This is a genomic window from Enterococcus sp. DIV0358, assembly GCF_051713465.1.
In the GTDB taxonomy this organism is placed as follows: Bacteria; Bacillota; Bacilli; order Lactobacillales; family Enterococcaceae; genus Enterococcus; species Enterococcus faecalis.
In genome coordinates this window covers 1,445,901-1,469,382 of record NZ_JBIOPX010000001.1, presented here as the reverse complement: position 1 = coordinate 1,469,382, position 23,482 = coordinate 1,445,901, and the positions used below count along the sequence as shown (strand labels likewise).

Sequence of the window (23,482 nt, the reverse complement as noted above, 5' to 3'; positions counted from 1 at the left end):
ACAATTTTGGAAAAACGCCAAGAAGTTCAAGAATTAACCCTTGAAGAAGTAATGGGCGATCGTTTTGGAAGATATTCCAAATACATCATTCAAGAACGGGCCCTACCAGATATTCGAGATGGGCTAAAACCAGTACAACGCCGCATTCTCTTTTCAATGAATAAAGACGGCAATACCTTTGATAAAGGCTTTCGTAAATCAGCAAAATCTGTCGGAAACATTATGGGGAATTATCATCCCCATGGCGACAGCAGTATTTATGAAGCGATGGTCCGTCTAAGTCAAGACTGGAAATTACGGGAAGTACTAATTGAAATGCACGGAAACAACGGAAGTATGGATGGCGACCCGCCAGCGGCGATGCGTTATACAGAAGCTCGTTTATCACAGTTAAGTGGTGAGTTGTTAAAAGATATCGAAAAAAATACCGTCGATTTCGTCTGGAATTTTGACGATACAGAAAAAGAACCCACTGTTTTACCAGCCAAATATCCTAATTTATTGGTAAACGGCTCAACGGGGATTTCAGCAGGCTATGCAACAGAAATTCCTACGCATAATTTAGCGGAAATCATTGATGGAACTGTGTATTTAATTGATCATCCTAATGCAAGTTTAGAGAAATTAATGGAATACATTCCAGGACCAGATTTCCCAACAGGTGGGATCCTACAAGGAAAAGCAGAAATTAAAAAAGCCTACGAAACCGGCCGTGGTAAAGTAATTTTACGTGCGAAGACAAAGATTGAGCCCTTAAAAGGCGGCAAACAACAAATTGTCATTTCTGAAATTCCTTATGAAGTCAACAAAGCAACGCTAGTGAAGAAGATGGATGAAATCCGTTTAAATAAAAAAGTAGACGGCATTGCCGAAGTTCGTGACGAAAGTGACAGAACTGGCTTGCAAATTGTTGTTGAACTAAAAAAAGATGTCAATGCAGAAGGTATTTTAAATTATCTATTTAAAAACACTGAATTGCAAATCAATTACAACTTTAACATGGTAGCCATTGACAACATGACCCCGCAACAAGTGGGACTAAAACGGATTTTAGAAAGTTACATTACGCATCGCAAATCAGTTATCATTAACCGTTGTCAATTTGAGTTGGACAAAGCTCGCAAACGTGAGCATATTGTTGCTGGTTTAATTAAAGCATTGTCTATCTTAGATAAAGTGATTGCAACAATCCGTGGCAGTAAAGATAAAAAAGATGCGAAGAAGAACTTAGTATCCGACTATGCGTTTACTGAAGAACAAGCTGAAGCAATCGTTACTTTACAGCTATACCGTTTAACTAATACAGATATTACTGATTTACAAGAAGAAGCGAAAACTTTAGAACAACAAATTGCTGAGTTATTGAACATTTTAAACAATGAAAAAGAACTATTCTCAGTCATGAAAAAAGAACTTCGCGAAGTTAAAAAGCAATATGGCAATCCGCGCTTAACTCAAATTGAAGAGGAAATCCAAGAAATCAAGATTGAAACAGCCGTGTTAGTTGCGCAGGAAGACGTGGTCGTAACCGTGACGCACGAAGGCTATATCAAGCGGAGTAGTATTCGTTCTTATACAGCATCAAAACCAGAAGAAATCGGCATGAAAGAAGGCGACTTTTTATTATATGCTGGCGAAGTCAATACATTAGATCATCTTTTACTAGTAACAAATAAAGGGAATATGATCTATCGCCCCGTCCATGAGTTGCCAGATTTACGCTGGAAAGAAATTGGCGAACATATTTCTCAAACCATTTTAAATCTTGCTATCGATGAATCGATTATTGCTGTATATCCTTATAAAGAGTTAAGTCCGACAAAAACCTTTGTTTTCATTACAAAAGCTGGCATGATTAAACAAACCAAAATGGCTGATTTTGAGCCTTGGCGCACTTATAAGAGCCGCCCGACATCTTGTATGAAATTAAAATCAGACCAAGATGAAATTACCAATGTTTATTTAACAAATGATCAAGACTTATTGGATGTTTTCCTCGTTAGCAATCGCGGTTTTGGCTTACGTTATCCATTATATGAAGTACCAGTCGTGGGTAGTAAAGCGGCTGGAGTTAAATCAATGAACCTCAAAGAAGACGATTATGTCGTTAATGGTTTGCTGGTTCATTCTGAAGGGGATACACCGATTGTCATCGTTACCCAACGTGGCGGTGTTAAACGCATGTTAGCCCAAGAATTAACACAATTAGGACGAGCAAAACGTGGATTAATGCTCTTACGGGAATTGAAGAAAAATCCACATCGTGTTGTCTTTATGTCTGAAAGTACCGATTTAGATTTATTAGTTACTACGCAAAAAGGCACACAAGAAGTTATTCAGTCGAAAAACTATCCAATCAGTGAACGAACATCCAACGGTTCCTTTGTCATCGATGAACAAAAAGATGGCCAAGTAATGGAAGTCCACGAGATGCATTCTGCAGTGATTGAAGAAGAACAAACAAACTAAACTGTGTTATAAATATCTCCACAGCAGCCATCTGTATTAATACAGATGGCTGCTGTTTTTAATACAGAAGTACATTTTTCACAAGTGATAACAACTATAAATCGTTCTTATTTTCACAAGTATAAATGTTTATATATCAGCGTTTAGAATCTTCGATCCCCATTTATTTATTAAGAAAGTGCAATAAATAATAAAAAAACGCTTGCATCTAAAAGGTTATGTGTTATACTAATCACATAAAGCTGTTACATACAATCAAGTAGCAGTTAACTAAGGAGGCAAACACTTCATGAAACAATGGGAAGGCTTTAAAGGCGACAAATGGAGAACAAGCGTTGACACTCGTGATTTTATTCAAAACAACTACACAGAGTACAAAGGCGACGACAGTTTCTTAGAACCAATCGCTCCGAGCACTGACAAATTATGGACAAAACTACAAGAATTATTTGAAATCCAACATGAAAAAAATGGCGTTTATGACATGGATAGCGATATCCCAGCAACTATTACGTCACATGAACCTGGTTACTTAATCAAAGAAGAAGAAAAAATTGTCGGTTTACAAACAGATGTACCATTAAAACAAGCATTTATGCCATTCGGTGGTATTAAAATGGCGAACAATGCCTTAGTTTCAAATGGTTATGAAACTGACGAAGAAATGACAAAAATCTTCACAGAATACAGAAAAACACATAACCAAGGTGTTTTTGATGCCTACACAGCTGAAATGCGTTTAGCACGTAAAAACAAAATCATTACTGGTCTTCCAGATGCTTATGGCCGTGGCCGTATTATCGGTGACTATCGTCGTATCGCATTATATGGTATCGACTACTTAATGGAACAAAAGAAAAAAGATCATGATAACACTGGTAACAAAGAAATGACAGACGATGTTATTCGCTTACGTGAAGAAATTTCTGAACAATACCGTGCGTTAAATGACTTAAAACAAATGGCTGCTTCTTATGGTTTCGATATTTCTCGTCCTGCTGCAAATGCGCAAGAAGCAATCCAATGGTTATACTTTGGTTACCTAGGTGCCATTAAATCTCAAAATGGTGCGGCAATGTCAATTGGTCGTATCTCAGCATTCTTAGATATCTATATCCAACGTGACTTAGAAGCTGGTTTAATCACTGAATTTGAAGCACAAGAAATGATTGACCATTTAATCATGAAATTACGTATGGTTAAATTTGCACGGACACCAGAATACAACCAATTATTCTCTGGTTATCCAATTTGGGCAACATTATCTATTGCTGGTATGGGTATTGACGGTCGTTCATTAGTTACTAAAAATGACTTCCGTATCTTACACACCTTAACAAACATGGGACCATCTCCAGAACCGAACTTAACTGTATTGTATTCTTCTCACTTACCAGAAGGCTTCAGAACATATGCAGCTAAAATCGCGAAAGAAAGCTCATCTATCCAATTTGAAAACGATGACTTATTACGTGAAAACTGGGGTTCTGACGACTGTGCAATCGCATGTTGTGTTTCTGCAACAGTTATGGGTAAAGATATGCAATTCTTCGGCGCTCGTGCGAACTTAGCGAAAGCTGTTCTTTATGCAATTAACGGCGGGGTCGACGAAAAAACTAAAATGCAAGTAGCACCAAAATATCGTCCAATGACTGGTGACAAATTAGATTACCATGAATTCATGGAACGCTATAAAGACATCTTAGACTGGTTAGCTGAATTGTATGTTAACACATTAAACATTATTCATTACATGCATGATAAATATGCATATGAAGCACCACAATTAGCTTTAATGGATACTGATTTACAACGGACATTCGCAACTGGTATTGCCGGAATCTCTCATGCGACTGATAGTATCATGGCAATTAAACACGGTGAAGTAGAAGTAATCCGTGACGAAGATGGTATGGCAATTGATTATGTACCAACAAAAGAATTCCCAACATACGGAAATGATAACGAAGAAGCCGATGCAATGGCTAACTGGATTTTAGATTACTTTATGACACAAATTAAACGTCAACACACATACCGTAACTCTAAACCAACGACTTCATTATTAACAATCACTTCAAACGTTGTTTATGGTAAAGCAACAGGGAACACGCCTGACGGACGTCGTGCCGGCAAACCTCTTGCACCAGGTGCGAACCCAAGTTATCAAGACGGTAAATTCTTAGGTGAGAAAAATGGCTTGTTAGCTTCATTAAACTCAACAGCTCGTTTAGAATATACAATCGCTTTAGATGGTATTTCTAATACACAAACCATCAACCCTAATGGTTTAGGTAAAGACGACGACACAAGAATTAACAACTTACGTAACGTATTAGATGGCTACTTCGATAAAGGTGGTTACCACTTAAACGTAAACGTATTTACAAACGAATTATTATTAGATGCACAAGCACATCCAGAAAAATATCCAAACTTAACTATCCGTGTATCTGGATATGCCGTGAAATTCCGTGACTTAACTCCTGAACAACAAGCAGACGTTATTTCAAGAACTTCACACGACAGACTATAAAAAACATTTACATTATTTAACTGAAAGGGTGACATTTAACGTGTCATCCTTTTCGTTTGAAAGAAGAGGGATCATTATGACAACACCAGTTACAGGTAGAATTCATTCAACAGAAAATTTTGGTACCGTTGATGGCCCAGGTGTCCGTTTTATCGTATTTACACAAGGGTGTCGCATGAGATGTCAATTCTGTCATAATCCAGATACTTGGAAAATTGGTTCCGGTGGTCGTGTGGTGACGACTGACGAAGTATTAGAGGAAGCATTACGTTTTCGCTCTTATTGGGGCGAAAAGGGTGGTATCACTGTCAGTGGTGGTGAGCCGCTATTGCAAATGGACTTTTTGATCGATTTATTTAAAAAAGCCAAAGCACAAGGCATTCATACAACCTTAGATACGTGTGGCAAGCCTTTTACTCGGGAAGAACCCTTCATTAGTCAATTTGATGAATTGATGAAGTACACAGATTTACTCTTATTCGACATCAAACATATTGATAACGAGCAGCATAAACTGTTAACAACGCAATCAAATGATAATATTTTAGAGATGGCTACCTATTTATCTGAAATTGACAAACCTGTTTGGATTCGCCACGTATTGGTGCCTCAACGTAGTGATTACGACGAATATTTAATCCGTCTGGATGCCTTCATAAAAACATTAAACAATGTAGATAAAGTTGAAGTGCTTCCTTACCATACGATGGGCAAGTACAAATGGGAAGAACTAGGTATTCCTTATCCATTAGAAGGAATTGAACCTCCTAAAAATGATCGTGTTGAAAATGCAAAAAAACTACTACATGTCGAGGACTATCAAGGTTATCTAGCACGTTAACAAACGAAAAAATAGAAAAGAAGACAATTTTTTTGTTGTTTCTTTTCTATTTTTTGTTATCATTAAGAGTGAATCAAAACCAAGGAGTGTGTATTATGTCAAAAATTTTAGTTTTTGGACACCAAAATCCTGATACAGATGCTATCGGAGCAGCAATTAGTTTTGCTTACTTACAAAAAGAATTAGGAAAAGAGACAGAAGCTGTCGCTTTAGGAACACCAAGTGAAGAAACACAATATGCCTTAGATTACTTCAATATTGAAGCACCACGTGTTGTCACTGAAGCAGCTAGCGAAACAAACCAAGTCATGTTAGTGGATCATAACGAATTCCAACAAAGCATTTCAGATATCGCTGAAGTAAACATTTTAGCAGTAGTGGATCATCACCGGATTGCCAACTTCGAAACAGCAGATCCATTGTATTATCGTGCAGAACCAGTAGGGTGTACCAGTACAATCATCTATAAAATGTTTAAAGAAAATAACGTGACAATTCCAGCTCAAATTGCTGGTATGATGGTCTCAGCGATTATTTCTGATACATTATTATTTAAATCACCAACTTGCACACAAGAAGACATCGATGCAGCGCACGCCCTAGCTGATATTGCTGAAATTAATTTAGAAGGCTATGGTCTTGACTTATTAAAAGCAGGAACAAATTTAAGCGATAAATCAGCTGAAGTTCTTTTAGATTTAGATGCTAAGAGCTTCCCAATGAACGGCAAAACAGTTCGCGTTGCCCAAGTAAATACCGTCGATTTAGCAGAAGTTTTAGATCGTCAAGCTGAATTAGAAGCAGCTATGGCCGCAGAAAATGCAGCCAATAATTATGACTTGTTTGTCTTAATTATTACGAATATCCTAGACAGTGATTCTGAATTATTAGCGATTGGTGCGGAACAAGCCAAAATTGAAGCAGCATTCAATGTAACATTAGTTAACAATCGTGCGTTCTTACCAGGCGTTGTTTCTCGTAAAAAACAAGTAGTACCACAATTAACAGAAGTCTTTAACTAAAACCGTAAGCGCCTAAGCAACGCGATAAATTCCTTGTTGCTTAGGCGCTTCAATAGTAAAGGGGCGTTAACATGAATGATTTAGCAATTTACTATCATTCTCCGCAACAAACGAAACAATACAATCATTTGCTCAACCAATCACTTTTTTTCCCTCTTGTTACTTTTATGTATGAACATCGGGAAGAAAGAATCATTTTAAGACAATTAAAAGCGGCCTTTGCAACACAAGCCAAGTTAGAACAATTTTTATCAGAAATGATTGATTGTCAGTTAATCATTCGGGAAAATCGTCAATATCGTTTGAATTTTCCTATTTATACGGCAGCTGAAGTTGCGAGTTTGCCCTTGGCTGAAGACGAACTTCCTAAGTTTAAAGGAAATGTAACAGAGCAATTATTTTGGCTAGCTGAATCTTTTTGGCCACAAGTGTTTCCAGAAGAGGAAGACTATTTTTTTGGCGTGAGCGGTGGCCCCTCATTTTATCAAAAACAAAGATTGGCCTCGGCACAACTATCTATGATTACGCTTGAAAAAGAAAAGACAGAGGTTCCAACAATGCCTCGTTATTTTGATTACTTGTGCAAAGAGCAACCCTTGCCAGAAGCCTTCAGCGCTTTATATGACTTGCTAGGGGACGTAAATCCTGAATACTATCTTTCGCAAGCGAGAAGAGTTATTAAACAAGCTCTGCGAGGCCGCAAAGTCAGTACTGTGCCTAATATTTTTCAAGAAAGTTTGCACCTGACCCAAGTGATTGCGATTGACCAGGACCACTTAAAACTCCTTTTACCAGTAGCAACGGAACAAGCCGAGCCTTTAGAAGCACAGCCGGATATTCTAGCATTTTATTATGAAAAAATTGCTAACCGATCGGCCATCGAACGCTTAGTTTTTATGCAACAATTGATTGAGCAACTAGGTACGAACTCTCTAAGTTATCTTAGAATAAATTAAAGTTACAATAATATTATTATGTAAACTAAAAATCAATAACAAGAAATGACGCCGCTTCTTAGTGAGAAATGGCGTCATTTCTTTTGCGAACTTTTTTCGTCCAAAAACCACCAGAAATGAACTTAGGCTCATAGGAAATGATAAATGCTCTCGGCTCTAATTGATTGATTAACTTGTACAATGTACGTTCGTTTTTTCTTGGGGAAAGAATTTCTAAGACCATTCGTTCTCCTTCGCGTCCGTAGGCGACACTTTGCGTAACACCATAGCCGTGTTCACGAAGAGTTTCTGGTAAATGAAATTGTTCAGTAGTAGAAGGGAGGATAACCGATACCATAATATAACCCAAGGCCAAATAGTCTTCGATTTTAATTCCTACACTAATGCCAACAGCGTAACCAAGCGCATAAACAAGTAAATTTAAAGGATTGTCTAACCGATTCAGAACCATACTTAGCCCTAAGACATAAATTGTTATTTCAGCCATACTAACCAGCGGTGCAATAACCCGATAACCTTTCATCGTTAACATAAAACGAATAGTATTTAAGGTAATATACGCAAAATTAATGATAAAAATCATAGCTAACATTTTCAAATCAACGACCATAAAATAAGTACCTCTTTTCAAAATCTTTACATCCAGCCCTCATTATAGTACAGAAAAACTGAGAATCAAAGGCGAAACACTTATAGAAATGAATTCTTTTTTGAATACTCGCTCATATTATTCGCCTAATTTAACTGTTATTTGATATAATCTTAGTATGAAGTAAGAAGGAGGTAAGCGATGAAAATTTTTGTTTGGATTTTGTTATTTTTATTAGTAATTAACGTTATTGCTGCCTTAATTACTGTTTTTAGAAAACCTCGTAGTATTTCCAGCGTTTTAGCATGGATGATGACGTTGATTTTCTTGCCTGGTATCGGCTTTATTATTTACTTATTCTGTGGGCGGGGTATCGATGGACAAGAAGTATTTAAATTGTCTGATGATGAAAAACAAATGGTTCAACGAATTAAAGAAAAAGTGGACATTGATAACAAAAAAGCAGGGCGCGATAAACGTTATGATTTACTTTATGATGCGAAAGTTTTAAATCGTTATTTCCGGAATATGGACGCATCACCGTTGGCCAAAAGAAATAGTTTGCAATTATTCACAGATGGCCAAGAAAAATTCCAAGCATTATTTGAAGATATTCGTGCAGCGAAAGAAACCGTTCATGTGGAGTATTATGCTTTTTTTAATGACACAATTGGCAATCAATTTTTAGATGTATTAATCGAAAAGTTGCATGAAGGCGTGGAAGTTTACTTAATTTACGATCCTTGGGGTTCACCAGGCGCAAATAAAAAGTTTTTTGCTCGTTACGTTGACGCTGGAGGAAAAGTAGCTCCCTTTATTACTTCACGCGATATGATCCGTAAAACACGTCTAAATTATCACTTGCATCGAAAAATTGTTGTCATCGATGGCAAAATTGGCTGGACCGGCGGGTTCAATGTCGGGGATCAATATTTGAATGTCACCGAAAAATTTGGTTACTGGCGAGATACCCATATTCGTTTGGTCGGAACGGCCGTATTTTCATTGCAAGAGATATTTATCATGGATTGGAATGCTTCAGTCAAATATCCTGAAGAACGTATGACGTATCATGAAAAATATTTTAAATTACCAGATGATCATGAAGTGGAGCATTTGTCCTTACAAGTTGTTTCAGATGGTCCTGATTCAGAAGAAGAAATTTTGAAAAGCGGGTTTGTCCGGATGATTTTTTCTGCAGAAAAGAGTGTCTGGATTCAAACACCGTATTTAATCCCTGATGATAGTATGATTAATGCGTTGTTAGTGGCGGTTCGTTCGGGTGTCGACGTGCGAATTATGATTCCTTGTATGCCTGACCATCCCTTTATTTACCGCGCAACACAATATTACGCGAATTACTTACACAAACGCGGCATTAAAATTTATATCTATGATAGTGGGTTTATTCATGCAAAAACAATGGTGATTGATGATGAATTAGCTATGGTTGGGACAACAAACCAAGATATTCGCAGTTATTCATTGAATTTTGAGGTAAGTACGTTTATTTACAATCCCGACATTGCGTGGATGTTAGCGCAAGTCTTTGAAGAAGATATAGAAAAAAGTGTCTTACTAACCGACGAGATAATTAAAAAACAAGGGTACTGGCTACGTTTCAAGCAAAACTTTTCACGCTTGTTGTCACCAGTCTTGTAAAAAATATCTTTTAAACAGCTGTACGCTAGTCAAAGAATGATTAACTAATAAAAAACTAAGAAATTAGATAAAAATCTAATTTCTTAGTTTTTTTTATCGTTTCATTTTTGCTATATCTGTCAATTTTTCTGGATTAAGGATGAGGTACTCTTGTTTCTCTTTTTGAATGAGGCCCTCTTTTTTAAATTGTGTAATGAGGCGTGTTAAATGACGATAACTAACGTTTAATGTAGTTGCACAAGTGGTTAGTTTACAATTGAAATAACTATTCTTTTGATGCGCTAAAATATATTTTGCTAAGCGAACATCAACAGGCTCTATCAAAGAGGAAGCCAGAAGTGCACCAGAGTTAAGTCGCTCACTTAAGGTAAGACAAATGGTTTGTAAAAAAAGTAAATCATTCTGTAACACTGTGCGGTGTTCATTTAACGGAATACATAAACAAAGACACGCAGTATTAGCCAAAACATTACTTTTTGGTGATTTTTTCCATAAAGAAGAGGCTTCGCCTAAGAGCGCAATTGGGTGAGTATAGCTGATGCAAACTTTCTGGTCTTCTAATGTGGGCGTATAAATCATAACATTTCCTTCCAAAAGAAAGTATAAATGGTTAGAGGATTGATCAAGTTCAATTAAATGTTCGGATTTTTCAAATGTTACTAATTGGCCAATTTCTGCTAATGGTGTATCCATGTAACTCTGCAATTGATATAAATCAATATATTCTTGTAATTTCTGTCTATTTTTCAAATATTTCATAAAAACTGTCAGCACCTTTATTTATTGTTAGCTTCATTATAAAATATTTCCAGATAAAAAACGAATATTTTTTTGTTATTTTTGTTAATTGTATGTAAATAAAGTGTAAATAAGGACTTGTGTCTCTATTTAATACTTTAAAAGTTTGCTATGATTTCCTTTGTAAACGAAACATTTATTTTTAGGAGGAGAAAAAATGCGTTTAAAAAAAGTGACATCAATTGTTTTGGGAAGTTTACTTATTCTAGGGTTAAGCGGTTGTGGCATGAGTCAAGCAAAGAAAAAAGAAGTAACATCAGATAAATTAGTCGTTCAATTTGTGCCTACAAATAATGATGGCAGTATGGAAGCGAAGACAAAACCTTTTGCAGAATATTTGTCAAAAAAATTAGATCGTGAAGTGGAAGTAACCTTAGCAACAGATTACTCGACGATTTCTGAAGCAATGGATTCTGGAAAAGTAGATTTAGGAATCATGCCACCTGCAGCCTACGTACGTGCAAAAGATATGCACGCGGCGCAAGCGATTTTAACTTCACAGTTGAAAGATTATGATCAAAAAACAGGGAAGCCTTTAGACAATGTTTTAGCGACAACCTTTAAAGGTGAAGTTTTAGTCCGTAATGATAGTAATTTAAAAGAATTAAAAGATTTAAAAAATAAAAAAATCGCAACATTGAATCCTAATTCTGCAAGCGGCTATATTTATCCTGTCGCTGAGTTAAAAGATTTAGGAATTGATCCCGTACAAGAAGCTACTTTAACTACGGTAAATGATATTCCCAGCGAAATTACTGCCGTTTTAAACGGCCAAATGGATGCAGCCTTTGTTTTTGAAGGAGCGCGAAATGTTTTTAATGCAGCCTTTCCAGATAAAGATTTAACCAAAGAATTACGTGTCCTTTATTTAACAAAAGGTGATATCCCTAACGATGCAATTGCAGTCAATCCAAAAATGTCAACTGATCTAAAAGAAAAGATCAAAGAAACATTTTTAGAGATGAAAAATGACCCTGAAGGAAAAGAAGCTATGAATTTATGGGGGCATTTAGGTTATGAAGAAGCAGCAGATGATGCATATAATACAATCCGTGCATATACAGAAAAAGCAGCAGAATAATCACTAAGACTAATCTAATCAATTAAAGGAGTATCAAAATGATTGTTTTTACTAATGTATCTAAAACCTATCCAAACGGGGTAAAAGGATTACAAAATGTTAACTTGACAATTAAGGAAGGCGAAATTGTGGCCATTATTGGTTTGAGCGGTGCTGGGAAAAGCACCTTTTTGAAATCGATTAATCGGCTAGTGGAAATAACGGAAGGTGAAATTCATATAAACAATCAGTCAATTACTCAGGCTAAGAAAAAAAAGCTGCGCTTGATTCGCCGACAAATTGGTCTTATTTCACAAAATTTTAATTTGGTAAAACGCAGCTCTGTACAAAAAAATGTTCTCTCTGGGCGTTTGGGCTATTACTCTACTTGGAGAAGTATCTTTGGCTTATTTACTAAGGAAGACTATCAAAAAACAACGGCAGCTTTAAATGCTGTCGGACTTGTGGATAAACTGCATACACGTAGTGATGAATTAAGTGGCGGACAGCAACAACGTGTCTCTATTGCACGTGCGTTGGTTCAACAGGCGCCGATCATCTTGGCAGATGAACCCGTAGCTTCATTGGACCCTATTATGACAAAAAAAGTGATGAACGATTTACAAACGATTAATCAGACACTAGGGAAAACTATCGTTATAAATTTACATTCTGTTTCTTTAGCACGGGAGTATGCCACAAGAATTATTGCTTTAAAAAGTGGTGAAGTTGTTTTTGATGGGATTCCAGAACAATTGACTGATACTCGTTTAGAAGAAATTTACGGAATGGCAATCTTTGAAGAAGTGGAAATGGCGGAGAACAACGTATGAAGATAAAAGATACTATCCATTTTCTATGGTATAAAAAACTATTTATATTGTTTATTATATTTATTTGTATAGAAAGTAGTATTGCTGTTACTGGTGCGGATTTTACTGAAATTCTTACTAATTTCAGCCAAATGGGGCGCTTTTTGCAGCAATTTTTCCCACCAGACTTTTCATTTTTACCCAAAATTATTACACCTTTAATCAAGACATTGGAAATCTCTTTTTTAGGCACGATACTAGGATTCCTTTTAGCAGTTCCTTTTAGCTTTTTAGCCTCAAATGTTGTCACAAAAAACAGAATTGGGTTGTTAATATTAAGATTTTTTCTAAGTTTGATTCGGACAATTCCGACACTTTTACTTGCGGCATTAATGGTGGCGATTTTTGGAATTGGTGAAGCAACAGGTGTCCTGACAATTACCATCTTTACTTTTGGTATGTTATCACAATTAATGTTTCAGGCAATTGAAACAATTGATTTAGGGCCAATTGAAGCTACCGAAGCAACAGGAGCCACTCAATTACAAATTGCTGTATGGTCTATTTTCCCGCAAGTAGCCAGTCAATTTTTTGGGTATGCTTTTTACGCCTTTGAAGTAAATGTTCGTGCATCCACAGTATTGGGTTATGTAGGTGCTGGGGGCATTGGGATTATTTTAAACACCTCCCTTTCTTTAGCTAAATATGATCGCGTGGGTATCATCATTCTAGTCATTTTGGTAATGGAAATAGTTGTTGATTGGTTGAGTGCATATGTTAGGAGAACGTTATTATGATCATAACAGAAATAAGTAAAAAGAAAATAGTATCAACAGTAGTACTAATTTTACTATTTTTCATTACACTTACACGAATCGATTATACAGGACTTCAAACATTTTCTTTAAAAATGGCGATAGATGTATTTATTGGATTGGGGCATCCAGATTGGTCCTTTGTCTACGATGGGAGTGGGGAAGATTTAGTAAGTTTACTTGTTTTAACGGTTGCAATTGCTTGTTTGGGTACTTCTTTTGCAACTGTATTAGCAATACCAGTAACTTTACTTAGTGCCGTTAATTTGTGGCCATCTGCACCTTTTTTAACAAAGTTTGGCAAGCTTGGTAGCCATATTTTACGCGCTTTTCCAGAATTAATTTTAGCAATTATTTTTGTAAAAGTCTTGGGGCCCGGCCCATTTGCTGGAGTAATGGCAATTGGTGTTCACCAAATTGGGATGTTGAGTAAGTTGTTCACAGAAGAATTAGAAAGTATGGATGAAAAATTGATCGAAAGTATGGATGCTGTGGGGGCAAATTTTTGGCAAAAGTTATTTTATGTGCGAATCCCTTCTTTACTACCTATTTATAGCTCTCTGATATTAAATCATGTTGAAATTGCTATTCGAAGTGCAGCTACTTTAGGCTTAGTAGGTGCTGGGGGCATTGGAGCACCATTAATTTTTGCGATCCAAACAAGAAATTGGAGTAAAGTGAGTATTCTATTAATAGGTGTTGTATTGACAATTTTTGTTTTAGATCAAGTAACAGAATTAATTAGAAAGAAATTGAGATAGTATGGATATTTTACATTTATCAGATATTCATTTTCGTAGAAATTATGGAGAAGTGAAAGGGGGTTACAAAGGAATGTTAACCAAAATGGAAAATCCGTTGATTCGCTTAGAGTCCTCTTTAACCAGTCTATTAAAAATAAAAAAAATTGATTTAGTAATTATCAGTGGTGATCTCACAGAAGACGGTGAGCCAGAAGACTACGCTTTTTTAAAAGAAAAGTTACAAACTATCTTACAGGGAATTCCGATGATTGTGACATTAGGAAATCATGATATAAAGAAAAACTTTCGAATTGGTTGGCTTAATCAAATAGGAAGTGAACAACCATATAACGTTGTACAAACTTATCCAGAATTTCACATTATTAGTCTAGATAATTCAGAATATGACAATCCTGATGGCCATATGAATAAGGAACAAAAAGATTGGTTGCAAATAACTTTAAAAAAATTGTCAGATAAGCCTATCCTATTAGTCATGCATCATCATTTGTTAAGGGAACAAAGTAGTATGCCGACATTGCCAGAAGCAGAGGAAATCATTCAATTATTAAAAGATTTCGATATTTTAGGTATATTAACTGGCCATACACATCATCCGTATTTACACCACATAAACGGGATTCCCTATTATACGGTAGCTGGCATGTCTTTTGTTGGCGAAGATGAAGGTCAGGGGATTGTAAGGTTTGAAGAAAATTATGGCTATAACCTATATTCTATTGACAAAGGTCGGTTTACCCATTTTCAAGTAAATTATTATAGAACAGACAAACTATTAGCTAAATTAAACATGCAGATAGATAACTCTGTTTTATAATTACACAATAACATACCATAGTAACTGGTCATAAAAAATCAGTTTGCTATGGTATTTGCTATGTGGGAAAAGATTAAAATAGAGTGTAGTGCACGACAATTTCATCTTCATCTGCTTATCTTAGGTTCGTACACCTAATTCATTGATAATCCCTCTAAATAATGGTAAATTAAAAATAAATTCAATCAGCTATTCTATCGTGAGAAACATAGTTATTACGTAGATCAGATCAAGGGGACATTCACGACGAGCAAATATTGAGTGTGTTTGCTGAAACGTGCATGTGTGATTTGGTCTTTTTTATTGAGCTGTTATTTTATAGATAAGGAGTGGTCACCATGGACTACCTAGCAATAGCAAAAGAAATTTTGAAAGACGTAGGTGGCAAAGACAATATCGTGGATGTCACACATTGTTATACACGATTGCGTTTCGTATTGAAAGACACGAAACAAGCGAACAAAGAAGCCTTACTACAAACAGAAGGCGTCATTTCTGTTGTTGAAAGCGGCGGGCAGTATCAAGTGGTTTTAGGCAATAAAGTCGCGCATGTCTATAATGCTCTAGAACCTTTGTTGGCTCAGCAACTTACGACCAAAACATCCACAAAAGAAAAAAATTCATTAGGCAATCGAATTTTAAATACTGTTGCCGCGATTTTCACGCCTGTCGTACCAGCAATTGCCGCTTCTGGCATGTTAAAAGGAATTTTAGCTATTGCTGTGATGGTCGCAAACAATTTTTACCAGGTCGATTTAAAACCTTTGAATACGTATATTATTTTAAGCGCCGCTTCCGATGCACTTTTTTATTTTATGCCAGTTATTTTAGGTTATTCAGCTGCTAAGGTTTTCAAAACAAACGAATATATCGCCATGGTAATTGGTGCTACCTTATGTTATCCGACCATCGTTTCATTAATGACTGAAAAATCAGCGGTTACCTTGTTTGGATTACATGTGACCAAAGCCAATTATGTTTCCACGGTAATTCCAATTATTCTTGCAATTTTTATGTTAGCTTATGTGCAACGCTTTTTGGAAAAAGTTATTCCAGAAGTTCTAAAAATCATTATGGTTCCTACGCTATCATTACTTTTAATGATTCCAGCCACTTTATTATTATTTGGACCAATAGGGATTTATTTAGGTGACGGCGTGAATTGGTTGTATTATTATATAATGAATTTGAGTCCCATCTTGTTAGGCGGTTTTATCGGCGGAATTTGGTGTGTCTTAGTCATTTTTGGGGCTCACCGTGGGCTTGTGCCAATTGGGATTAATGATGTCGCTCGAACAGGACGGCAAAATTTGCTAGCGTTTGCTGGTGCAGCGAATTTTTCTCAAGCGGGCGCCGCATTTGGCGTGTTTGTCCGCACAAAAAATAAAGACTTGAAAGCTGTTGCTGCCTCTGCAACAGTGACTGCATTATTTGGTATCACAGAACCAGCCATTTATGGGGCAAACTTGCGGCTAAAAAAACCGATGATTTATGCGGTGGCTAGCGGAGCAGCAGGCGGGGCCTTAATGGGCTGGGGCGGGGCCTACGGGACAGCCTTCGCTAATCAAGGACTCTTGACCATCCCAGTTTACGCAGAAGCAGGAACCAAAGCCTTTATTTGTTATTTATTAGGTTGTGGCATTGCTTTTTTTGGTGCATTTCTATTAACGATTTTTCTAGGCTTTAATGATTTACCGCTTGACGAGTCACGTCAAGAACCCGGCTTAAAGACAGAGGCAGGGACAGTCAAAGAAAAGCAACGGATTCAAGCACCTGTTCAAGGACAACTCGTATCTTTAGACCAAATCAACGATGAAGTCTTTGCTTCTCAACAAATGGGAAAAACGCTAGCTATTTATCCGACAGAGGAACAAATTGTTTCACCAGGAAATGGGCAAGTGACGGCTTTATATCCAACTCATCATGCAATTGGCTTAAAGTTAGACAATGGTGCTGAAATCCTCCTTCACATTGGAATCAATACAGTCGAATTAAAAGGGCGGGGATTTGAAACGTTCGTAAAAGCAGGAGAAAGAGTCAGACTAGGACAAAAACTGCTCTCTTTTGATAAACAAATCATCCAAGCTGCTGGTTATGATCCAACCGTCTTAGTCATCGTAACAAATACTGCGGAAATGGCTGTAATTGAGACAACCAAACAAACAGAGATTACACCACAAACAAATTTATTTTTCATGCAAGTAAAGGAGCAAAACTAATGGTTAAACAATTTAAGAACGATTTTTTATGGGGAGCTTCTTCCTCCGCTTTTCAAATTGAGGGCGCTTGGAACGAGGACGGCAAAGGCCTAACAGTCGCTGATTACAATTCTTTTAAAAAGTCAGCTGTTCAAGCAGATACGAAAGTCGCCAGCGATTTTTACCATCATTTCAAAGAGGACATTGCGTTAATGAAAGAATTAGGCTTAAAACGTTTTTCTCTTTCATGGGCACGAATCATTCCAACAGGTGATGGCGAAATCAATCAAGCCGGCATCGATTTTTATAATGCTGTCATTGATACACTTTTAGAAAACGATATTTTGCCGTTTGTCACACTTTATCATTTTGATTTACCTTTTGCGTTGGTGGAAAAATACAATGGTTGGGCGGATCGTCGCTGCGTTTCCGCATTTCAACGCTATGCGCAAGTTTGTTATCAAGCGTTTGGTGATCGAGTCAAAAATTGGCAAGTTACGAACGAACAAAACTTAATGATTCGTGTCGATGAACGAATGAATATGTACGATGTTGTACCAGAAAATACTGAAAAAATTCGTGCACAAATGGATTACCATATGTTTGTTGCCCATGCGTTAGCAACGAATGATTGTCACCAATTGGTTGCTGGGGGAAAAGTCGGTCCCTCTGTTTCCTCAACAATGACTTATCCTAGTTCCAATAAGCCTGAAGATGTTTGGGCAGCTCGTATGAATGATAACTTTAAAACGAATTACGCTCTAGAAATGTATTGTTTTGGCGAATACCCTGGTTACTATCAAGAGTATTTGACCAAATGCGGCATTTATCCCGAAACACAGCCAGAAGATCAAGCAATTTTGAAAGCCGCTAAACCAGATTTTATCGCCCTTAATTATTATCGGACGTTAGTCGCTAGCTATTTACCGACAGATGAGCAACACCCATTGGGTACGAAAGAAAAGGACATTGATTTTGATCTATACGGTTATTTCAAAATCGAAAAAAATCAACATTTAAAAACCTCTAAGTATGGTGCCCAAATTGATCCAACTGGTCTACGTTTAGTTTTAAATGATTATTATCATCAATACCGTTTACCGTTAATCATTACAGAAAACGGCTTAGGCACACCAGATCGCCTAACAGAGGACGGAAAAGTTCATGATGACTATCGAATTGCGTATTTGTATGACCATATTGCTGCTTGTCATGCGGCTATTTCTGACGGTGTTGAGTTGTTTGGTTATTGCCCTTGGTCGGTCATGGATATTTTAAGTTCCCATCAAGGATTCAAAAAACGCTACGGTTTTATTTACGTTAATCGTGAAGACCATGAGTTAAAAGATTTACGACGTATTAAAAAAGATAGTTTTTATTGGTACCAATCAGTGATTAAAAATAATGGGTTACCAGAAGAATAGTGACCAAAAAGGATCATCCATTGCATAAGTGGGTGATCCTTTTGTTTTCAAGTTTTGTCGTTCCGTGTTAGGCTTAAGTTAATAAACCCATTAAAGGTGGTGAGAGAGATGAATAATTACGATTTATGGAAATGGGCTGCCGGGAAACGAACCGAAAAAGATAAAAATGAAACCTATAGCGCCAAAAATTGGTGGTATGTTTTACTAATGCTCGGTGTATTTGTAGGGATCATGTTGTTGTATTATTTAATCTCTGTGCTTTGGAATTAAGGGAAAATGGGCAAATGAGGAATTAAGAATAAAAAAAGACACCTTTTCAGGTGTCTTTTTTAACAGGATTCAGACAATGATAGCTGAATTGGAATAGGATAATTTTCCTCGAGCGCAACATCAGGATCCTTCATTCTACGAAGCAGTAAGTCAATCATAACGTCACACATCTCGTCGATTGGCTGCACAATGGTTGATAGTTGTGGGGCAATTCTTTTGATTAATTTTGTCCCATCATAACCAATTACTTTTAATTCTTCAGGAATGGATATCTTCAATTTTTGAGCAATATTCATAACTGTAATTGCTGTCAAATCATCGGTACAAAAGATGCCGTCCACAGTTTTATTTTGAAGCAAACGTTCGATTTCTAGATTTTTTAATGTTGTTGAGGTCCCATTATCAATTTGTAGAATCGTTTTTTCTGCGCCATATTTTTCCATTGTTTGTTTATAACCAGCCAATCGATAATCGCTAGGTGCGCCTGTGTTATTAGCACCAGTAATAATTGCAATCTTTTGTGCACCACTTGCAAATAAGGCTTCAGTGGCTTTTTGGCCCCCTTGAAAGTTTTGCGAAGAGACAATTGGAATGCCAGGTGCCAAGAAACGGTCAAAGGAAACAATAGGTAGTGAAACATTTTCATATTCGTTAATAGCTAAGTTATGGCTACCAGTGATTACACCGTCCACTTTATTTGCAGCGAGCATTCGTAAATAGGCGCGCTCTTTTTCTGGATCTTTTTCACTATCACATAAAATCACTTTATATCCTTGAACAAAGAGCTTTCTTTCCAGTGTTTCAATTAATTCACCAAAAAATGGATGACTAACAGAAGGGAAGACTAAACCAATCAGCTGCGTACTTTTTCCTTGGAGGCTTCTGGCTAATCCATTAGGTTGATAATTTAATTCTTTCATCGCTTGATGAACTTTATCAATTGTTTTTTGACTAAGATAACCATAATTATTAATCACGCGGCTTACCGTTGTCGGGCTCACCCCAGCAAGCTTTGCTACATCCGTTAATTTAACCACCATCAAAATTCACCATCATTCCTAATTATTCGTATTTTCCAGCTCATAAAAACAAGCTTTTGCCGTCTTGGATAGATGAAGATACTGTTGCGCTTTATCTGGAAAGAAGCGACCAGTCATCGTTTTTTCACCTTTATTTACATAGATTTCTGCAACAGAGCAATCAACAAAAATAGTTAACTGAACTGACTTATTTTTCCTAATTTTAGTTTCACGAATTGTGCCATACTTTTCAGCAAAAGGTTGGCCAGCAAATGTTCGATCAAGGGTTATTTTACCATGAATCGTATCAATTGTAATTAAAAGTCCTTTTGAACCCGTTTCGTTCGCTAAAAGCCGAATAAAAGCAATCTCATTTTTGGGAATATCCACTTCTAATTCAAAAGAAGCAGTAGATAATAAATGGCAGCCATTTGATAAAGTAGTAGCGGATTGACGAAGCATTTCTGTTTCAGAAACTGGATATTGAAATAGTTTCCCGTTGTGAATTGTGAGTTCTTTAACCAGACTTAAGCCATTTGCCCAACCCTCCTCATCACTTGGGTAAGTGATTTCTGGCAACCCAATCCAACTGACCGCAAGTGCACGACCATCTGGCGCATTAAAGGCTTGAGTGGCGTAGACATCAAATCCTTCATCTAAATTTTCAAAAGGCCCAGCCTGAATTAAAGAAAGATTCTCCAAATCAAACGTTTCGGCCAATGTGTACATATTCGGATAGATATTCTGATAACTTTTTACAGATGGAGATAGACCTTGTGGGCAAAATAATAAGACAGGCTGGCCATCAATAAATACCAAATTGGGGCATTCAACCATGTAGCCTAATTCTTGGTCGGTGAACGTCAATTCGCCAAGTTGATGAAAATTGTGTACATTTCGATCTTTAGATAAATAGACCACAATTTTTCCTTGTCCATTTAAATCACTAGCACCAATTAATAAAACAAGTCCTTCTTGATAAGGAAATACCATCGGATCACGAAAATGGGAAGAATAATTGGGGTCAATAGGTAGGAATGGTGTTGATTCCTTTGTGATCGCACCTAAAGAATTCAGCCATGCAATATTTTGATATGCAAATCGTTGCCAAGTTTGATCACGAACATTTCCTGTATAAAATAAACATAGTTGGTTATCTATTGGTAAAGCTGAGCCTGAATAGACTCCATGAGAATCATATTCAGAGTCGGGATAAAGGGCAATTCCTTCATAATCCCAGTGAATTAAGTCGGAGGAAGTTAAGTGGGCCCAACTTTTTAGTCCGTGAACACTCCCGAAAGGAAACGCTTGATAAAATAAATGCCACTGGTTATTGAAATACGAAAAACCGTTGGGATCATTTAGTAGTCCTGTCTGTGGTTGAATATGATACTTAAAACGCCAACTAGATTGCGCGATAATAGAAGTTAGATTTTCGAGGTGAGCAGATGTCCAAGAAGAATAAGGCGCATAACGTAATTCATCAGTCCATTGGTTCATGATGCTTGACATAAGTAATGTCTCCTTTATTAGAAAATAGTAGTTAATCTAATAGTATAAACAAATCAGAAAAAAGTCAAACGTATAACATATATAAATCTATTTAAATAAAAAGAATATTATAATTTACATTTATTTATGATAAACGTTTGACATATTACACAAAAACGAGTATCATACAAAATGTAAAAACGGTTACAGAAAAAATTAACAGGACTAGTTTAAGAGTGAGGAGAACCAGAATGAACAGAAATTGGTGGCAAAAAGAAGTGGCCTATCAAATTTATCCACGTAGCTTTTCGGATAGTAATAATGACGGAATTGGTGATTTACAAGGCATTATTCAAAAAATGGATTACTTAGAAAATTTAGGAATTACGCTGATTTGGCTGAGTCCAATGTACCCGTCGCCAATGGCTGACAATGGATATGATATTTCAGACTATTATGGTATTTCTAGCGATTTTGGTACAATGGCAGACTTCGATGAACTCATTGAAGAAGCAAAAAAACGAAACATAAAAGTTATTTTAGATTTAGTGGTAAACCATACATCTGATGAACATGCTTGGTTTCAAGATGTTTTAAAAAATCCTCAAAGTCGTTTTCGAGACTTTTATATTATAAAAGAAGGACAAGAAGCACCTACAAATTGGCGGTCTAACTTCGGTGGTAGTGTTTGGGAAAAATTACCTGGGGAAGATGCCTACTACTTTCATGCCTTTCATAAAAAACAGCCGGATTTAAATTGGGAAAATCCTGAACTACGCAAAGAAATCTACCAAATGATCCGTTTTTGGTTAAACAAAGGAATTGCTGGTTTTCGTGTAGATGCGATTAATTTTATTAAGAAAGATTTGACTTGGACAAACTTACCTGCTGATGGGGCAGATCAATTAGCCAAAGTAACAAAAGCTAGTAGAAACATGCCAGGAATGAGTGACTTTCTGAACGAATTAAAAGAAAAAGCTTTTGCTGGCTTTGATATTGTCACAGTTGCCGAAGCGGCCGGCGTCAATTATCCAAATTTATCAGAATTTATTGGAGAAACAGGGTATTTCGACATGATTTTTGACTTCAAATGGGCTGATTTGGATGTGAAATCAGGAAGCGAATGGTTTTATAGAATCGATTGGTCTTGGAATGATTTACGCACATTAATTTTCAAACAGCAAGAAGCCATGCAAAAGGCTGGTTGGAGTGCAAATTTTATTGAAAATCATGATCAACCTCGAGCGACAACGAAATATTTAAAAGAACAGGCTCAACAGCCAAATGCGGTTAAAACATTCGGCGCCATGTATTTCTTTTTAAGGGGCACGCCTTTTATTTACCAAGGACAAGAATTAGGAATGACCAATTTTGAAAGGGGTTCGATTGATGAATTCGATGATATTTCTAGCATTGATCAATACTATCGAGCAATAAAAGAAGGATTTACGCCCAAAGAAGCCTTGTCACTTGTCAATTTGCGTAGTCGAGACAATGCCCGCACGCCTTTTCCATGGAATGATTCTATGTATGGCGGTTTTTCAAGCGTCAAACCTTGGTTAGGAATGGTGGATAATTATAAAGAAATCAATGCCGAAGCAGAAATAAAAAATAGTCAAAGTATTTTTCATTTCTATAAGCGGATGATTGCATTTCGTCAAAAGAGTCCCTATACAGACATCTTACTTTATGGAACATTTGAGGGTCTATCAAATCTTCCAGATAATGTTATTGCTTATAAACGCAAATTAAATGAAAAAACGATTTACGCCTTTTTTAATTTTGGTGAGGCGGTTCCAATCCCTCATTATTTAGTTAATGGCACAGTTATTTTTGATACACAGTCTGAAGAACGAGAGCAGTTAGTTCAGCAGGGAACATTATTAAAAAGCTATCAAGGACTATTGATTACTATAAATGAGTAGCTAGGAGGAGTATA

General features: G+C 36.6%; 19 protein-coding genes. 15 read left to right on the top strand and 4 right to left on the bottom strand.

Annotation, left to right across the window (positions count from 1 at the left end):
• Positions 1-6 precede the first annotated feature (6 nt).
• The 5 genes from parC to IGK70_RS07175 all read left to right on the top strand — a co-directional run bounded on the left by parC (position 7) and on the right by IGK70_RS07175 (position 7,824).
• Positions 7-2,469 (top strand): DNA topoisomerase IV subunit A, encoded by a 2,463-nt coding sequence (gene parC / locus IGK70_RS07195; protein ID WP_002381889.1) that lies wholly within the window; start codon positions 7-9, stop codon positions 2,467-2,469.
• Positions 2,470-2,758: 289 nt separating this feature from the next.
• Complete coding sequence (pflB, locus tag IGK70_RS07190) at positions 2,759-5,005, top strand: formate C-acetyltransferase (RefSeq protein ID WP_002357529.1); 2,247 nt, start codon at positions 2,759-2,761, stop codon at positions 5,003-5,005.
• Positions 5,006-5,081: 76 nt separating this feature from the next.
• On the top strand, positions 5,082-5,846 hold the full coding sequence (gene pflA / locus IGK70_RS07185) for a pyruvate formate-lyase-activating protein (RefSeq protein ID WP_002357530.1): 765 nt from the start codon (positions 5,082-5,084) through the stop codon (positions 5,844-5,846).
• Positions 5,847-5,941: 95 nt separating this feature from the next.
• Positions 5,942-6,868, top strand: a complete 927-nt coding sequence (locus IGK70_RS07180; RefSeq protein ID WP_002360265.1) for a manganese-dependent inorganic pyrophosphatase — start codon at positions 5,942-5,944, stop codon at positions 6,866-6,868.
• Between the two features lie 71 nt (positions 6,869-6,939).
• A complete protein-coding gene (locus IGK70_RS07175) occupies positions 6,940-7,824 on the top strand; it encodes a DUF1803 domain-containing protein (protein ID WP_104855558.1) in 885 nt (294 codons plus the stop codon).
• Positions 7,825-7,882: 58 nt separating this feature from the next.
• On the opposite strand, the gene IGK70_RS07170 is transcribed toward IGK70_RS07175, so the two are convergent.
• Positions 7,883-8,434 (bottom strand): DUF2179 domain-containing protein, encoded by a 552-nt coding sequence (locus IGK70_RS07170; protein ID WP_002361848.1) that lies wholly within the window; start codon positions 8,432-8,434, stop codon positions 7,883-7,885.
• 180 nt (positions 8,435-8,614) lie between these two features.
• Between IGK70_RS07170 and cls the strand changes: the two genes are divergently transcribed.
• On the top strand, positions 8,615-10,075 hold the full coding sequence (gene cls, locus IGK70_RS07165; protein ID WP_010827433.1) for a cardiolipin synthase: 1,461 nt from the start codon (positions 8,615-8,617) through the stop codon (positions 10,073-10,075).
• A gap of 93 nt (positions 10,076-10,168) precedes the next feature.
• Here cls and IGK70_RS07160 read toward each other — a convergent pair whose 3' ends face one another.
• Positions 10,169-10,834 carry a cyclic nucleotide-binding domain-containing protein gene (locus IGK70_RS07160; RefSeq protein ID WP_010827432.1) on the bottom strand — a complete coding sequence of 222 codons (666 nt, stop codon included), beginning with the start codon at positions 10,832-10,834 and terminating at the stop codon, positions 10,169-10,171.
• A 196-nt stretch (positions 10,835-11,030) separates the two neighbouring features.
• Between IGK70_RS07160 and IGK70_RS07155 the strand changes: the two genes are divergently transcribed.
• The 8 genes from IGK70_RS07155 (at position 11,031) to IGK70_RS07120 (ending at position 19,033) form a co-directional block, all read left to right on the top strand.
• Complete coding sequence (locus tag IGK70_RS07155) at positions 11,031-11,954, top strand: phosphate/phosphite/phosphonate ABC transporter substrate-binding protein (RefSeq protein ID WP_002381894.1); 924 nt, start codon at positions 11,031-11,033, stop codon at positions 11,952-11,954.
• A 38-nt stretch (positions 11,955-11,992) separates the two neighbouring features.
• Entirely contained in the window at positions 11,993-12,766 is a 774-nt protein-coding gene (gene phnC / locus IGK70_RS07150) for a phosphonate ABC transporter ATP-binding protein (protein WP_010713386.1), read from the top strand.
• Entirely contained in the window at positions 12,763-13,542 is a 780-nt protein-coding gene (phnE, locus tag IGK70_RS07145; protein ID WP_010713387.1) for a phosphonate ABC transporter, permease protein PhnE, read from the top strand. The genes phnC and phnE overlap by 4 nt, the downstream gene beginning before the upstream one ends.
• The gene (locus IGK70_RS07140) at positions 13,539-14,321 is read left to right on the top strand and encodes a PhnE/PtxC family ABC transporter permease (RefSeq protein WP_002360274.1); all 783 of its coding nucleotides are present in this window, start codon (positions 13,539-13,541) and stop codon (positions 14,319-14,321) included. The genes phnE and IGK70_RS07140 overlap by 4 nt, the downstream gene beginning before the upstream one ends.
• A gap of 1 nt (position 14,322) precedes the next feature.
• Positions 14,323-15,141: a metallophosphoesterase family protein gene (locus IGK70_RS07135; RefSeq protein ID WP_104855727.1), complete on the top strand. Its 819-nt coding sequence runs from the start codon at positions 14,323-14,325 to the stop codon at positions 15,139-15,141.
• Positions 15,142-15,479: 338 nt separating this feature from the next.
• A complete protein-coding gene (locus IGK70_RS07130; protein ID WP_104855728.1) occupies positions 15,480-17,360 on the top strand; it encodes a beta-glucoside-specific PTS transporter subunit IIABC in 1,881 nt (626 codons plus the stop codon).
• The gene (locus IGK70_RS07125) at positions 17,360-18,763 is read left to right on the top strand and encodes a glycoside hydrolase family 1 protein (protein WP_438775204.1); all 1,404 of its coding nucleotides are present in this window, start codon (positions 17,360-17,362) and stop codon (positions 18,761-18,763) included. The genes IGK70_RS07130 and IGK70_RS07125 overlap by 1 nt, the downstream gene beginning before the upstream one ends.
• A 108-nt stretch (positions 18,764-18,871) precedes the next feature.
• Positions 18,872-19,033 carry a hypothetical protein gene (locus IGK70_RS07120; RefSeq protein WP_002361843.1) on the top strand — a complete coding sequence of 54 codons (162 nt, stop codon included), beginning with the start codon at positions 18,872-18,874 and terminating at the stop codon, positions 19,031-19,033.
• A gap of 59 nt (positions 19,034-19,092) precedes the next feature.
• Here the strand turns inward: IGK70_RS07120 and IGK70_RS07115 are convergent, their stop codons facing one another.
• Both IGK70_RS07115 and IGK70_RS07110 read right to left on the bottom strand, forming a co-directional pair.
• Positions 19,093-20,073, bottom strand: a complete 981-nt coding sequence (locus IGK70_RS07115; protein WP_104855730.1) for a LacI family DNA-binding transcriptional regulator — start codon at positions 20,071-20,073, stop codon at positions 19,093-19,095.
• Between the two features lie 18 nt (positions 20,074-20,091).
• On the bottom strand, positions 20,092-21,552 hold the full coding sequence (locus tag IGK70_RS07110; protein ID WP_104855747.1) for a sucrose-6-phosphate hydrolase: 1,461 nt from the start codon (positions 21,550-21,552) through the stop codon (positions 20,092-20,094).
• Positions 21,553-21,794: 242 nt separating this feature from the next.
• Between IGK70_RS07110 and IGK70_RS07105 the strand changes: the two genes are divergently transcribed.
• Positions 21,795-23,468, top strand: coding sequence for a glycoside hydrolase family 13 protein (locus IGK70_RS07105; RefSeq protein WP_104855731.1), 1,674 nt, complete (start codon positions 21,795-21,797; stop codon positions 23,466-23,468).
• Positions 23,469-23,482: the final 14 nt, after the last annotated feature.

What these genes read in the sequence shown, in the direction of transcription:
- IGK70_RS07130 (WP_104855728.1), top strand. Translation starts at nt 15,480, where the DNA reads ATGGACTACCTAGCAATAGCAAAAGAAATTTTGAAAGACGTAGGTGGC.
- IGK70_RS07105 (WP_104855731.1), top strand. Translation starts at nt 21,795, where the DNA reads ATGAACAGAAATTGGTGGCAAAAAGAAGTGGCCTATCAAATTTATCCA.
- IGK70_RS07170 (WP_002361848.1), bottom strand. Translation starts at nt 8,434, where the DNA reads ATGGTCGTTGATTTGAAAATGTTAGCTATGATTTTTATCATTAATTTT.
- IGK70_RS07135 (WP_104855727.1), top strand. Translation starts at nt 14,323, where the DNA reads ATGGATATTTTACATTTATCAGATATTCATTTTCGTAGAAATTATGGA.
- cls (WP_010827433.1), top strand. Translation starts at nt 8,615, where the DNA reads ATGAAAATTTTTGTTTGGATTTTGTTATTTTTATTAGTAATTAACGTT.
- IGK70_RS07120 (WP_002361843.1), top strand. Translation starts at nt 18,872, where the DNA reads ATGAATAATTACGATTTATGGAAATGGGCTGCCGGGAAACGAACCGAA.
- phnC (WP_010713386.1), top strand. Translation starts at nt 11,993, where the DNA reads ATGATTGTTTTTACTAATGTATCTAAAACCTATCCAAACGGGGTAAAA.
- pflB (WP_002357529.1), top strand. Translation starts at nt 2,759, where the DNA reads ATGAAACAATGGGAAGGCTTTAAAGGCGACAAATGGAGAACAAGCGTT.
- IGK70_RS07110 (WP_104855747.1), bottom strand. Translation starts at nt 21,552, where the DNA reads ATGAACCAATGGACTGATGAATTACGTTATGCGCCTTATTCTTCTTGG.
- phnE (WP_010713387.1), top strand. Translation starts at nt 12,763, where the DNA reads ATGAAGATAAAAGATACTATCCATTTTCTATGGTATAAAAAACTATTT.
- IGK70_RS07140 (WP_002360274.1), top strand. Translation starts at nt 13,539, where the DNA reads ATGATCATAACAGAAATAAGTAAAAAGAAAATAGTATCAACAGTAGTA.
- IGK70_RS07180 (WP_002360265.1), top strand. Translation starts at nt 5,942, where the DNA reads ATGTCAAAAATTTTAGTTTTTGGACACCAAAATCCTGATACAGATGCT.
- IGK70_RS07175 (WP_104855558.1), top strand. Translation starts at nt 6,940, where the DNA reads ATGAATGATTTAGCAATTTACTATCATTCTCCGCAACAAACGAAACAA.
- pflA (WP_002357530.1), top strand. Translation starts at nt 5,082, where the DNA reads ATGACAACACCAGTTACAGGTAGAATTCATTCAACAGAAAATTTTGGT.
- IGK70_RS07125 (WP_438775204.1), top strand. Translation starts at nt 17,360, where the DNA reads ATGGTTAAACAATTTAAGAACGATTTTTTATGGGGAGCTTCTTCCTCC.
- IGK70_RS07160 (WP_010827432.1), bottom strand. Translation starts at nt 10,834, where the DNA reads ATGAAATATTTGAAAAATAGACAGAAATTACAAGAATATATTGATTTA.
- IGK70_RS07115 (WP_104855730.1), bottom strand. Translation starts at nt 20,073, where the DNA reads ATGGTGGTTAAATTAACGGATGTAGCAAAGCTTGCTGGGGTGAGCCCG.
- IGK70_RS07155 (WP_002381894.1), top strand. Translation starts at nt 11,031, where the DNA reads ATGCGTTTAAAAAAAGTGACATCAATTGTTTTGGGAAGTTTACTTATT.